Genomic DNA, 13,025 nt, shown 5'->3' with positions numbered 1-13,025 from the left:
CACATCTTTGCGCTAACTGTGATCATCGGCTCAAGGATAGAGACAGTTCACGGGTTGTCGCGCAATTGGCCGCCGAGCCTCAGGACGAAGTTCGGCAGCCGCTTTGAACGCAGGCTTTCTCCGGTCGACCGGTCACGAACCGCAACCGCCGCCACATCCGGCACCGCACCCGGAGCTGCATCCCGAATCGGATCCGCACGACGAGTCGCCGCCGAAAAAGAATCCGCCGCCGCCGTCAGACGCACACCCCGATGATCCGCCGGACTTTCCACCGCGGCCGCCACGACGTCGCTTCTTGCCGCCGAACACAACAAGACCAATTGTCTTCAGCGCGAAAACGACCAGGACGAACCCGACAAACAGGATCCAGCCGTCGGTTGCCAGGCTGAACGAATCGTTCTTTTCGACGAAGGGATTTTCGTCGGCCAGCATCAACCACAGGCCACCACCTGCGACGGCGGGCAGTGCAACACCGGCTCCGGTGCGAAGGCCTGTCATGAACGTCGGCTTTGGCAACACCCAATTTCGATTCGTGTTGATCCGGCGGCACTGAGTGTCCGGTCCGAATCGAACGTCGGGCGCCGGCCATAAATCCGACGGTGGGTCTTCGCCAAAGTGTTCGCGATAGCTGTCCTTGGTGCGGCGGTACCACTGGTCAAATTTTTCGCCTTCGCTGCGTCCACCCTTGGTCGGACCGTGGTGAATCTCTTTGCCCAATGTGTCACGGCACCAATCGTGCCAGTACGAACGGGTGTAGGTCAGGTGCAGATGCCAAACCTGATCGACTTCATCGGACGGGGTCACGCTGTGCCCCGAACAAACGGCCAAGTAGATGAACCGTTTGTATTCTTGGATGGCACGGTTGGCAAAGACTTGGCTCCATCCGTTCTCTCTGGCCAGACGCGCCGCAAAGGTCAGTTGTTCGTCGCCGTGATCGAACGAAAACTCGCGGATCCGCCCCCACAACGGTGATGATTCGCTGGCGGGTCCGGTCGTGACTGGTCGCTGCATCTGAATTCCCTTCATTCAATGGGCCGCCGGATCGGTCGTGCCGCCGGATCATCCGGGCGGAACATGATCGTGAACCGCCATCGGCTGATGTCGGCGCGGCGGCTGGATGGAAAAGTCGCGTCGGATACGATGGATGTCCTGTTGGGCGAACCCGAAACGCGGCAAAAATTTACCAGTTTTCGGATGTTCCCGGGGCATTTGCCGCACCCGAGTCTTCCCCAGCCATGGCACTGAATTCGCCCATGCGGGGCGCTCAAAAAAAGCAACGAAAACAAGAATTTTCATGTCCAGTCCGGATCCGATTGCCGCCGACGCCGTTACGACGCTGCGACGCCAAGCCCGAGCGACGCTGGATACGCTGCGCGATCAATTGATGCAAGATCGGGGCATGCAGTCGCATTGGACCGGAACCTTGTCGCCGTCGGCTTTGGGAACGGCGACCGCGGTCAGCGCGATGTCCGCATTGTTGATGGATCGCCAGAACCAATCACTGGACGCCACAGGACCGCTGTTCGGCTTACAGCACGTTGCACCGGAGATGACGGCGGCCAACGTGACCGAGTCGATCGAGCGGGGCATCGCCTATTTGGCAACGCAGCAGAACAGCGACGGAGGATTCGGCGACACCGACCGCAGCCTGTCCAACATCGCGACCAGCTATCTGGTTCTAGCGGCATCGGAATTGGCAGCCCAAGCTCTCGGGCCGGGAAACGGTCTATCCAGTGGTGTTTTGAAAGGACTGCAGGGCTACATCGATCGCACCGGTGGATTGGATGCACTTCGGCGACGTTACGGAAAGGACAAGACGTTCGTCGTCCCGATCATGACGAATCTGGCCATCGCTGGCTTGCTGGATTGGGGGCACATTCCGGCGTTACCGTTCGAAGCGGCGGTGTTCCCACAGTCGATGTATCGTTTCTTACAAGTGCCGGTGGTCAGCTATGCGGTCCCGGCGTTGGTGGCGATGGGACAGGCGCGTTTTCTGCTGGGGCCCAAGCCGTTGCCTCCGGTGCGTTGGATTCGTTCGGCCAGCGTGGACCGTACGATGGAAGTTTTGCGAGACATGCAGCCCGAAAGCGGTGGCTATTTAGAAGCAACACCCTTGACCGCATTCGTGGTGATGAGTCTGGCGGCGACCGGACGCAGCAATGTGACGGTCGCGCGACAGGGGCTGTTGTTTCTGTTGCGTTCGATGACCGACGAAGGCAGTTGGCCGATCGATACGAATCTGGCCACATGGGTCACGTCGCTATCAGTGTTGGCTTTGTCGACCGATGATTCGGACGACCAACGTTGGTGCGACGAGGCTTGGGTCGATTGGCATCTGGCATGCCAACACCGCAAGCGTCATCCGTTCACAGGTGCCGAGCCCGGCGGCTGGGGATGGACGGATCTGTCGGGTGCAGTGCCCGACAGCGATGACACCCCGGCGGCGATTCTGGCGTTGTGCCGTGCCCGTGAATCGGTCGCTCTGGCGAAGCAGCAAGACATCGACCGCGCGGTGATGGACGGTGTCCTTTGGCTGATCCGTCTGCAGAACCGCAACGGTGGCTGGCCGACGTTTTGCCGAGGCTGGGGCAAACTGCCGTTCGACCGCAGCAGCACCGACTTGACCGCCCATGCGATTCGCGCGTTGCAGGCGGCGGTGGCCACCGGATCGATCAGGGACGAAAACTTGATCCGCGCCATCGACGCGGCCGTGGCTTTTGGGTTTCGCTTCTTGCGACGCCAACACCGCGACGACGGATCTTGGACGCCCCTGTGGTTCGGTAACCAAGACCGCGACGACGAAGAAAATCCGGTTTACGGGACCGCTCGCGTATTGGTCTGCATCGCGGACCAGTGGAAACGCCAATCGGAACAAGCGGCCGAACCGAACCGGCCCACGACGCCGCGGATGGGGCTGAAAGAATTGACGTCGATGCTTGCCAAAGGCACCCGTTGGCTGATCGACCACCAGAACGCCGATGGAGGCTGGGGGGGCGGCAAATCCGTCGGCCGTTATAACGCAACCGATTGGAACCATCGCGGCGACGGGAGATCGGTCCGGCGTGACGTCACCGATTCGACCGTGCCGGGGGCCGTCGAAAGTTCGGTCGAGGAAACCGCCCAGGCCGTCGAAGCCCTCGGACGGGTGCTGATGCAGACCGCCGAAATCGGTCAAGACGGCGAACCACGGCAATCCGCTGGAATTGACCGCAAAGCTTGCCTGGCCGCGATCACCCGCGGCGCCGGTTTCCTGGTGGACCGATGGCGGGCCGACACGACGCCGGAGCCCTGGCCGATCGGCTTCTATTTTGCAAAGCTTTGGTACCACGAGCGACTGTATCCGATCGTTTTCAGCATCGCGGCGTTGGCGACTTTCCTGCGATCAATTGCCCCGGATTCATCGGAAATGGGCCGCAAGCCGGGCTAGGCCTCGATAGAATGGTCGCACCCGGCGAAGCCTGTTTCAGGTCGCCGTACATGAATGACCCGCCATCAAACACCGGCCAAGGTTCCCGAATCTTCGACCGCCCGCCTGTCACCCACGATCACCGCACCGATCAACATCCGCGGTTTGTCCACGTCGGACGCGGTCGGCGCACCACCGGATCGCCCGCCATCGGGTTGGCAGACGATTCGCCCCGATGATCATTTGGTTTTCGCTTCCAGAGTTCACCAACAAAAGGAAATCGGTTTGTCCACAGGACTCCGCCCCAGCGAAGTATCTGGAGCCGCGACGACCAGTCCGGTTGCTCCGTCGAACGAGCCCAAAGGCCGGCGAAAAACCAGTCATTTGAAAGAAGTCCCGCCGACGTTGGAATTGCGGGAAAGCTTGCGTGCGCGCTGTGCGGAGGTTGCTGCCCGGTTGCCACGCGACGTGCCGCTGTCCAAAGACGAAATGGAACGCGTCGCCCGACAAACGTTGCTAGAAGCCGACCTGCCGGAATCCTACGTCGGCTGGATGATGGTCATGCTTAGCAGCGAATTTTGGCGGGACCAGTTGGCATCGGTCCCACCGGAACGCCGACTGTTTCTGCTGCCGCACTGCTTGAAACACGCCGAAGGCTGTCCGGCGGATTACGACCAGTTCGGCATGAATTGTAAAGAATGTGGGGCCTGCAGCATCGCGGATTTCCGCGGACTTGCCGAAGACATGGGCTATCGTGTGTTGGTCGCCGAAGGTTCACCGGTGGTGATGAAAATCATCGTCGGCGGCTATGTCGACGCGGTCATCGGTGTGGCCTGCTTGAACGTTTTGGAAAAGGCGATCGATAAAGTCTTGTTGGCCGGGATCCCGTGCATGGCGGTTCCGCTGTTGTCCAGCGATTGCCGGAACACCAAAGTCGACGAACCGTGGGTCGATGCGATGATTCGCACGCCCTATCAACCGGCCAAGGCAAAGACACGCAGCTATGTGCACTTGATGCGTGCGGCCAGCGAATTGTGTGGTCCCGAATCGTTGAACCAGTTGGCCCCCCGCTTGCGCGGCGACTTGAGCCTGGGCGAACAGGCGGTCAGCCGTGAACAAGTTCAAACGATCGACCCGATCGCCGCGACCGAACACATCGCGTACGACTTTTTGCATCGCGGCGGTAAACACTCGCGTCCCTTCATCACGTTGGCTTCCTACGACGCGATGACCGGCGGCAAATTGACCGAGGCCGCCGACCACGATGACGTCGATGCCGATGATTTGCCAAGCGATGCGCAGCGAACGCTGAATTCGATCCCCGAAGCCGTTCGACGCGCCGCACTATGTATCGAAACCTTTCACAAAGCCAGCTTGGTCCACGACGACATCGAAGACGATGATGCGTATCGATACGGCCAGTTGGCCGTGCACCGACGGTTCGGACTGTCGACGGCAATCAACGTCGGCGACTATCTGATCGGCTTGGGCTATCGACTGCTCAGCCGACGCGGCAACGATGACTCCGATGCATCGATCGATGACGCGGCACGATTGGACGTGCTGGACAACTTGGCCGCCGCACACACGCGGTTGTCCGAAGGCCAGGGTGCCGAATTGCTGTGGCGGGACACGATGGACCGCAGCCTGGAACCGATCGATGCGTTGAAGGTTTATGCCCTGAAGACTTCACCCGCGTTCGAAGCCGCCCTGTTCAGCGGAATCCGCTTGGCCGGCGATGCCACCGAGTATGTCGAACCAATCCGCAGGTTTTGCCGAAACCTGGGCGTCGCTTTTCAGATTCTGAATGACATCGGCGATTTCAGCGACCCGGACAACAAGGTCGTCGGTGGCGGCGACGTGTTGGGCGGCCGCCCGACGTTGCTGTACGCATTGGCACTGCAATCACTGGATGACCGCGATTCGCGGCGGCTGATGGAACTGGCCACTCCGCGGGAAGACGCGACGGAGAAAGAAAATTCCGAACGTCTTGCCGAAATCCGGCGGCTTTACCATCGCGGTGACGTTTTCAGTACTGCGATGACGCTGGTCGACAAGCACCAAGCACGTGCCGAACAGGTCGCCGATGAAATCAGCCCTGACTCGTTACGCCGTTTGTTGTATTTCTTGGTCGATACGGTTTTGCAGCGGCCCGATTTGCCGTCACCCGACGTCGTATCGTTGGGCTCGCTGCCCGTCACCGCATCCGGAAACGTTTCCACGACCTGATTGGGTGTTTGCATGACCAACGGTACCGCCACACCGGACGACGATTCCAATTCCGCGGGTCGGTCCGCTTGCCCGACCATCGAGCTGACCGAGTTACTGGCGGAGTTCTACGACTTGGATGCTGTGGGTTCACAGCTGGGCGACTTCAGCAATGCCGACACGATTCCCGAACCCTACAACGGGATCCTGAATCACTGCGAACACATGACCGAGACGGTGGAGGCCTATCACGGCGAACCCGTCGATGTTCATGTGCAGCGTTGCCACAAACGCGACAATTGGTATTGCCGCGAGATCCTGTTGGCCACGCGTCAAAGCCATCGCATCGCGCTGTACGGAATCGTTCGTCTGCGGATCGATGCGTTGCAACCAGAATGCTGGCGTCGTATCGAAGAACAGTCCACGCCGCTGGGCAAGGTGCTGATCGAACACAACGTGCACCGTGACGTCCAATTGTGCCAACTGTGGAAAGTCCAAGCGGGCCCGTGCCTTTCAACGATGATGCGGACCCAAGTGGGCGACACCATGTACGGTCGCACCGCGTTGATCTTCTACAACGGTGAACCCGCGATCCAATTGCTGGAAATCGCCGGTGCGGCACTGCCCGAATCATAAGCCGCGATGCGTCTTAGACCGCGATGCGACGAGGGGCCTGCCAGAACCCAACGTCCACCGCGACGGCACCGCCGACCATCGGACCGAGCACGATCTCTTCCGCCGCGGGAAACTCCCGATCGTTTGCCTTGTCAACGATCGCGTTGTCCGCCGATTCGAACTTATCGAATGTCTCACCTCCCGCCGACACAAATCCGACCAACTCAAGAATTCTTTTCGTCAACCGCGCGCCTTCATCCTTGGGTTGCCCTACCTATCGCTGGCTCGATCGCGGCTGATCGAGCACGTTGCACGCACGACGCTCCGAGACGGAGAACTTCCGCTAGAGCGTCTGCACAGCATCGCGACGCGATTGAGGGCTGGTCAATTTCCCTGGGTGATTTCCTTGAGCATTTGGATATCCAACGCCTGATCGCCGCTGATCTTCTTGAGTCAACGGTTCTCTTCTTCAAGCTTCTTGAGTCGCCTGGCTTCCTCGCTGTTGATCCCACCGTTCTGGCTGCGCCAGCGTGACAACGTCGCCTCGCTTACCTCCAGCGATTGCAGAACCTCGCCGACAGTCCTGCCGGCCGCCAGCATCGCATCGGCATCGCGCAGCTTCTTGACGATCTATTCGGGTGAGTGTCGTTTTCGCTTCTTCATTGAAAGTCCTTTCGCCAATCATGGCTGATGAGCTTTCGTAACGCCTGGTACAGCTTTTAGGGAGCATTCCAGGTCGAAAGTTCACCGGCGACGATTTGGTGGCGCTGTTGAGCGACCTATTCGTCAGCCGCGGCATCCCGTCGTTCATCCGCAGCGACAATGGCCCGGAGTTCATCAGCAAGGCGGTCCGCTCCTTTCTGGACTTCATTGAGGTGGGGACTTCCTACATCGAACCGGGCAGTCCCTGGCAGAACGGCTACGTCGAAAGCTTCCACAGCAGGCTTCGCGATGAGTGTTTATCGTGCGAGCTGTTCAGCTGCTTGTCCGAGGCACAGTCGATCATTGAGTCATGGCGTCAAACGTACAACCATCGACGTCCGCACAGCGGCATCGGTGGCATGGCCCCAGCGGATTTTGCTTCACAGTGGGCTACTTCCGCTTCGTTCGCTGCGCTCCCTTCGCGGAAGCAGCCCACTGTGGAATCTTTTAACCAACCCGTACTCGCATAACCGTGGATCAGGAAATGGGGGCATTCCATTCCTGCTCGACGTCCGAATCTGAGAATACAGAACGCTTTAAGACTTAATGATAGTTCGAGTGATCGCAAGAAGCGTCGGCCGATGAAACCGGATGCACTCAATAGACGGTGGAGTCCGCCCTTGCGGCGTTCTTGGTAAATCCGAATTCAAAGAAAAATGACAATGGAAGCTGTCGTAGATTCAGTGATGCCAGCTCGTTGTATCTCGCGAGTCTTGCACCGCCAAGCTGTCAACCAGTGGTCGAATGCCATACCAAGTCAAGGTTTTCCCTGCGACTTCGTGTTGCGTTGGAACAGTGTCGAAGTGCTTGCCCTCGATTGGAAGATAGGCTCGCGATTCCAGCCAGTCGCAGGTCGGCGCGATTCCGCGTGTCCGGAGAGAGTCAATCAAATGCGAGGCTCTGACAACGGGAGTTGACACATCTTGGACGTTCCCGGTGCCGATTGAGTTTTGGCTGACCACGGCGAAGCTGATTCGATACTCAGCATCAATATCGAGCAGTTGACAGAACTCACTCTCGTGACTGGCCGCATACTCTCGCAGAATTTTGATTTGGCTCACGCCTTTCGCGATCTCGCTGGAACGATCAATGATTTCTCGTGGCTCTGCGGGCTGGATGAACGACTTGAGTTCCAAAATCAAAGCGATCTTCGATGCTGAATCGACAAGCACAAGATCGAAGTCCGGTAGGTCAGGACGACCTGGCACGTTTCCACTCCAGAAACGCAAGAACAACGAACTGAGTTCATCTCGGAGCATACGGTCAAGTAGCTTGGAACGGTCTTCGCTCATTCCGCTATAGGCATCCCGCGCAGACGGTACGCGATTGGCAAGTACACAGAAGTTGCGTTCGATATCCAAATTTATCCATAGTGCTGGTGAAATCGCCAGTTTTTCGTTGCTAAGCGACAGCAACGGTTGCAACGCCGGATCAAGACTTTTCTGACCAGACGAACCGTAGGTGAGCGTTTCGAGAATGTCATAGACCGTGTCGCTTTCAAACGCCGTATAGCGGCAGAGTCGCGAGACAAGATCATCCCTACCCTCGACAAAAACGGAATCACGTAATCCAAGCACTTCGCAACCCTTGTATGCCGCAGCTGATCTCGCCATTTGATGAATCATTGCGATAGCACGAATGCATGACGTGACATCATAAAATTGCCCTAATGTGAATCTAGGAAACTTCCATCCTTGCGGTAGTTTCGTTGCGGATGAAGTGATGGGCAACATCGTCTCACGTGCGAATTCAACTAATCCCGGTGTGAGCGAATAAGAAAACCGATCGCGTTTAACTCGAACCATTACGGCAATGCGATCAAACAGGCTTTGCGGATCAGTTTGCTCACAGAGCGTACCTTCATCGGTCAGATGATCGTAGGCTTCACATTGCATATTCTCAGTCCAGCCGCTGTGGACGAGTTCGGCTCCGTTTGCGGAGAGGTTGAGGAAACCGGCCCTCGCAAAAATGTAGACGGTTTCAAACGGTTCGTATTCGTCAGCCAGCTTTGATAAATCCCAAGCTGCCGCGTATCGTTGTTCGTTGTGTTCACGGCTCAGGTGACCATTCGGATTGCAATTCTCCCAAATCCATCTGATTGGGTATTTCATTGTATTGACGAGCCGATCTGCAAACATTGCAGATCGTTTCGGCCCTTGCGGGTTTTGGTTAAGCTCCTTGAACAGCATGTCCTCACAGAATGCCAGATACGTCCAAATCGCGAGGTCGCGACTGCATTTCATCAGTGGATTGCTCAGGCACGCAGAATCAATCGTTTCTTCGATGAGTGCGACCTCCGGATCAAGTTCAATTCGACTCATGACTCTGTGCCCGGCGTTGCTGACGAACCGCTGGTCGGCGCAGATGGCATTGACCAGGGCACATGTCTTACTTCGCCACCTTTCCATCCACCACTGACAAGTCGGCTTGAAAACTCACCATTGAAATCAAACAGGTATAGCAAAATCAGCTCCAAGTAGTACATGGCTAGAACCCATGCCTGATATTGAGCTTGGGGATCCGTCCGGTCGAGCCGTTTCCGACTGTTGGGACTTGGATGAACGTAGGCATTACGCAATAAGGCCAGTGCATCCGACGCGTCCTGACAGTTCTCACCCTTCGCAAACGATTTGAACGAAGCCAGTTCGGTTGGAATCTGCAACGGTATTTTGGCTTGAGAAAGCAAGAGACGCAGTTTGTCTGAAGCATTGATTTTGTCGTAACCGTTCGACGACAGCGACTTCAAATCTTCAACGAGGAGCGTCCATCCGAGAGTTTCAAACGCAATGTGGGCCAGCACCACGCCGTTCTCGATAGATACACCGGATGAGGTGGCAGTTAGATACCAATAGATGACATCGCGAATCGACTTTTGCCAAACAACATCCTCGAATCTCTGCATGAAACCGGGAAAGCAGTCGGACAGATTGTTGTCGACTGCATCGCTAAACCAATTTCGGATATCACGATATCCGTCAACCTTCGGCATTTTCCAGATGTGCGAGACCTGGGAACCCTCGTCGTCCAAGCCAACGACAATCGACACGCCACAACGCTGACCACGCGCAAATGAAGCAAAATTGTCCAACGCCTCAATCAGGTCTTTGGTGTCCTTCAATTTGAATGGTGCCGCATCATTCCTCGAGATACGAGCCACATGGGTTATCGCGTGCCCTCTAGTCGCTTTGAGCTGTTTTTTTGAATCTCCGGCGTAAACCTCATCGAGATGCACCGTCCACTCCCGTGAAAGCAACTCCGCCCGGCCGCAGAATGCAGCCAAATCGTTCTTGATGACGTCGCCTTTGAAAAAACAGAAGTTGACCAAGTGCGCAATTGCACTCGTGACCGGAATTTCATCGCCACAACTCCATTCCGAGACGCTCCCTGATACAGGAATGCGATCCTCCATTGACATAACGGCGGTTGACTCTGGATGGACATCCACAAAAACTCCAGGCCAGCAGTCTACCATTTCGATTGCAGCATCGTTATCCAGAAAGTCGAATCCGGACCGCGCGACGACCGTTGTATGAAACCGAATCGCTGGATAGGGTAACCAACTCATTTCAACTCGGCCTTCTCCATCCATAACCTTTCCATGAGAGCGAAAGTGCAGCTTTCCCTCATACAACGTCACGGCTGCATTAACGGTACGCGTTGGAACGAGGGCTTCAACAGCGTCGGGATAATCTTTGAACTGGTTGTCGTGCATTTGTGGATTTGGTTTCAAAGTCCTGCAGGCGATTGGTTGACTGAAAAAGACATCGTGCGCCAAGTTGAGGTTCGCACTGAAACGCGCCGACGAAAGCTGCATTGAAGCACGACATGTCACAGCAATGGACAGATCATCCAAGTCGATGTTTGGTTCATCCATTTTGCCTGGTGCATGCCACTTGCGGAAGCCGAGGCCAGCGCCAGCAGATTGAGGTACGAGTGACACAGGCATCACTGCCCTATGACGACAACTAGGATTATTTCGCTCAAGCTGGCTAACCCCAACGAAGCCTGGAGGACTTTGAGAACGCACCATGGTTTTCGATCAGCAAGTTGCCTGAAGTACTCATTTAGCTTCGGTGAGCGCGTCCAGCGGCTTTGGTCTTTGTTGACGCCTCTGTCGCTACCGTCGTGGATACCGGCGCCGATGTTGCCTATAGACGCTAAGAAGAATATGGGCGAGAAAATGTACGCGGAGTTTTTGCGTGTCTTGGACGGCAGTATCATGCTCCGGTGGCCGACACCGGTGTCCCCAGTTTTGGACAGCCACGGCGGAACGATGCTCCAAGTCTCGTTGCCTGCTTCCGATTCGCCCGCCATTCTCCCTCGCAAATGGGTGGAGTGCGGCAAAGCTTTGGTCGCTGAACTGCGGGCGAATATGGACCCGCAGTGGACGAAAGATTTTTTTTGCAAATCGGTGTCGGGCTGCGAAGAGAAATCGCGGGTGTCAGGTAGAGGACTTACCCGACCGTCAATCGAGAACATTCATGAGCGATACCGAACCTGACCTTCCATCCGTTGAGACGATGGCCCCGCGCCCGCAGCCAAAGCCGCTGTTTCATTTTTGGCGTTGCTTCTGGCTGACATTTCTTGTGGCGTCGCTGGGCTATGCTTGGCATTGCTTCTACGTTCCCGCGAACGAGATCGCTTGGGCAACTGACTACGCCTCGGCGAAGCAGCAAGCGGCCAAGGCTGACAAACCGATTCTTCTCTATTTCACTGCCAACTGGTGTGTTCCCTGCCGCGTCATGAAGCGTCAAGTTTGGGCCGATTCGCAGGTGAAGGAATTGGTCAATGCGGAGTTCGTCCCCGTGGCGATCGACGTGGGCGATCCGGAAAACGCTGAGGTCATGGCGGCTTACGCCATTCAAGGTCCGCCGGTCACCATCGTTTGCGACTCACAAGGGAAAGCGTTGGATTGGCGAGCAGGACGAATCAGCAAACCGGTCTTCCTCGAATTGCTTGATTCGTCGCATTAGCTGGGAGGGAGAAGAAAAGGTCCATCCGAGTTTATTGTGGGTAGAGATCGAGTCCGCCGCAGTAGAAATAGATTGCTGTTTTGAAATTCTCACGATTGCGGTAACCGCCAACGCGGCGTTTGATCGACATGATCTTGCTGTTGATTCCTTCGGCGACGGCGTTGGTGATTTCGTGCGTGCAGTAGCTCACGACGTTGGCTTATCGCTCCTTGATGATTCGGGCAACCTTCTTCAGCGGATCCAATTTTGTAGGAATGACGCGTCGATACCAATCATGGAAAAACTCCGTTGCAGTTCCGGCGTCTCCGTGGTGCCAAAGGTCGCGAAGCATTTCTTTGTATGACCAGGCCTTGCCAGTCTCGAGTTCTTGCTTGTAGACCCGATTTAATCGTACTTTTTGGTCCTCGGTCAGATTCTCCTGGCTGGTCAGCCAAAGATAGCGAGTACCGGTCAAACGACCGTCACCTTCTTGTTTTAGCTGACGGTGATCGCCACGACGAACCTTGTCGACTGCTTCACTTGCCAACTTCATGACATGGAAGCGATCGTGAACGATCTTGGTCTAGGCCAGAGGAATATTCTGCTTGGCACTTTTGACGAAGGCCGCACTCATGTCCATCGCGATCGCCTCGACCGACTCGCTTGCTGTGGAGAAAGCTGAGAAAAACAGGCGTTTCCGATCTCGGTGTCATTTCCATCGGAGATTACCTCGACGGTGCTGCGGTCGAGATCGTAGATCAGTGTGATGTAGTTCTATCCTTTGCGGAATGCTTTCTCGTCGATCCCGATTCGTGGCATCGGCTCTCGCGTCTTGCGTGCCTTGCCACGAGCGACCGCCTTTTCAAGGATGTGCCACGTTTCGTCCCAACTCGTTCGCAGGATGCTCTGCGCGCCCTTGACGGTTCGGCTAGCCAAGCGGACATCAATCGCGAATCGTTCAAAGAACGATTGTAAATCGACTGTATTTCTCTGCCCAAGGTAAGCGCGGTTGTTTGACTCCGTGTTCGGAGTATTTCATGCGAGGAGGTTGGGCATGCAGGATTGTCCGGAATTGCATTGTGTCCAGATGTCTCCAACGACGCGTCCCCGTGTGGTCATACACTGCACATGGCTTTCCGCAT

10 protein-coding genes and 2 pseudogenes are annotated in these 13,025 nt (G+C 56.3%); 5 read left to right on the top strand and 7 right to left on the bottom strand.

The window, feature by feature from the left end; all coding sequences use genetic code 11:
• Positions 1–132: 132 nt before the first annotated feature.
• Positions 133–1,011, bottom strand: a complete 879-nt coding sequence (locus tag HFP54_RS16290) for a glycine-rich domain-containing protein (protein WP_168565921.1) — start codon at positions 1,009–1,011, stop codon at positions 133–135.
• Between the two features lie 283 nt (positions 1,012–1,294).
• Between HFP54_RS16290 and HFP54_RS16280 the strand changes: the two genes are divergently transcribed.
• From HFP54_RS16280 to HFP54_RS16270, 3 genes are read left to right on the top strand one after another with little or no spacing between them, the layout of a single operon-like run.
• Positions 1,295–3,427: a prenyltransferase/squalene oxidase repeat-containing protein gene (locus HFP54_RS16280; RefSeq protein WP_168565919.1), complete on the top strand. Its 2,133-nt coding sequence runs from the start codon at positions 1,295–1,297 to the stop codon at positions 3,425–3,427.
• A gap of 54 nt (positions 3,428–3,481) precedes the next feature.
• Positions 3,482–5,635: a DUF116 domain-containing protein gene (locus HFP54_RS16275; RefSeq protein WP_168565918.1), complete on the top strand. Its 2,154-nt coding sequence runs from the start codon at positions 3,482–3,484 to the stop codon at positions 5,633–5,635.
• Positions 5,636–5,647: 12 nt separating this feature from the next.
• Positions 5,648–6,250 carry a hypothetical protein gene (locus HFP54_RS16270; RefSeq protein ID WP_235951893.1) on the top strand — a complete coding sequence of 201 codons (603 nt, stop codon included), beginning with the start codon at positions 5,648–5,650 and terminating at the stop codon, positions 6,248–6,250.
• A 13-nt stretch (positions 6,251–6,263) separates the two neighbouring features.
• Here the strand turns inward: HFP54_RS16270 and HFP54_RS16265 are convergent, their stop codons facing one another.
• Both HFP54_RS16265 and HFP54_RS25700 read right to left on the bottom strand, forming a co-directional pair.
• On the bottom strand, positions 6,264–6,473 hold the full coding sequence (locus HFP54_RS16265) for a hypothetical protein (protein ID WP_168565917.1): 210 nt from the start codon (positions 6,471–6,473) through the stop codon (positions 6,264–6,266).
• A pseudogene (locus HFP54_RS25700) lies at positions 6,447–6,859 on the bottom strand (transposase); the annotation flags it as partial. The gene HFP54_RS16265 and the pseudogene HFP54_RS25700, both read right to left, overlap by 27 nt.
• Positions 6,860–6,999: 140 nt before the next feature.
• Between HFP54_RS25700 and HFP54_RS16255 the strand changes: the two are divergent.
• Positions 7,000–7,401 (top strand): integrase core domain-containing protein, encoded by a 402-nt coding sequence (locus HFP54_RS16255; protein ID WP_168565915.1) that lies wholly within the window; start codon positions 7,000–7,002, stop codon positions 7,399–7,401.
• A 210-nt stretch (positions 7,402–7,611) separates the two neighbouring features.
• On the opposite strand, the gene HFP54_RS16250 is transcribed toward HFP54_RS16255, so the two are convergent.
• Together HFP54_RS16250 and HFP54_RS16245 are read right to left on the bottom strand one after the other, a co-directional pair.
• Positions 7,612–9,252 carry a hypothetical protein gene (locus HFP54_RS16250; protein ID WP_168565914.1) on the bottom strand — a complete coding sequence of 547 codons (1,641 nt, stop codon included), beginning with the start codon at positions 9,250–9,252 and terminating at the stop codon, positions 7,612–7,614.
• Positions 9,249–10,871 (bottom strand): YopA family protein, encoded by a 1,623-nt coding sequence (locus HFP54_RS16245; RefSeq protein WP_168565913.1) that lies wholly within the window; start codon positions 10,869–10,871, stop codon positions 9,249–9,251. The genes HFP54_RS16250 and HFP54_RS16245 overlap by 4 nt, the downstream gene beginning before the upstream one ends.
• Positions 10,872–11,412: 541 nt before the next feature.
• On the opposite strand from HFP54_RS16245, the gene HFP54_RS16240 reads away from it, so the two are divergent.
• On the top strand, positions 11,413–11,904 hold the full coding sequence (locus HFP54_RS16240; RefSeq protein WP_146413382.1) for a thioredoxin family protein: 492 nt from the start codon (positions 11,413–11,415) through the stop codon (positions 11,902–11,904).
• 31 nt (positions 11,905–11,935) lie between these two features.
• Here the strand turns inward: HFP54_RS16240 and HFP54_RS25695 are convergent.
• Together HFP54_RS25695 and HFP54_RS26440 are read right to left on the bottom strand one after the other, a co-directional pair.
• Positions 11,936–12,436, bottom strand: a pseudogene (locus tag HFP54_RS25695) (ISL3 family transposase).
• A gap of 405 nt (positions 12,437–12,841) precedes the next feature.
• A complete protein-coding gene (locus tag HFP54_RS26440) occupies positions 12,842–13,006 on the bottom strand; it encodes a transposase family protein (protein ID WP_197136973.1) in 165 nt (54 codons plus the stop codon).
• Positions 13,007–13,025 lie beyond the last annotated feature (19 nt).

This window comes from Crateriforma spongiae (genome assembly GCF_012290005.1).
In the GTDB taxonomy this organism is placed as follows: Bacteria; Planctomycetota; Planctomycetia; order Pirellulales; family Pirellulaceae; genus Crateriforma; species Crateriforma spongiae.
This window is presented reverse-complemented; position numbering and strand designations above follow the sequence as displayed.

What these genes read in the sequence shown, in the direction of transcription:
- HFP54_RS16280 (WP_168565919.1), top strand. Translation starts at nt 1,295, where the DNA reads ATGTCCAGTCCGGATCCGATTGCCGCCGACGCCGTTACGACGCTGCGA.
- HFP54_RS16250 (WP_168565914.1), bottom strand. Translation starts at nt 9,252, where the DNA reads ATGAGTCGAATTGAACTTGATCCGGAGGTCGCACTCATCGAAGAAACG.
- HFP54_RS16270 (WP_235951893.1), top strand. Translation starts at nt 5,648, where the DNA reads ATGACCAACGGTACCGCCACACCGGACGACGATTCCAATTCCGCGGGT.
- HFP54_RS16275 (WP_168565918.1), top strand. Translation starts at nt 3,482, where the DNA reads ATGACCCGCCATCAAACACCGGCCAAGGTTCCCGAATCTTCGACCGCC.
- HFP54_RS16240 (WP_146413382.1), top strand. Translation starts at nt 11,413, where the DNA reads ATGAGCGATACCGAACCTGACCTTCCATCCGTTGAGACGATGGCCCCG.
- HFP54_RS16290 (WP_168565921.1), bottom strand. Translation starts at nt 1,011, where the DNA reads ATGCAGCGACCAGTCACGACCGGACCCGCCAGCGAATCATCACCGTTG.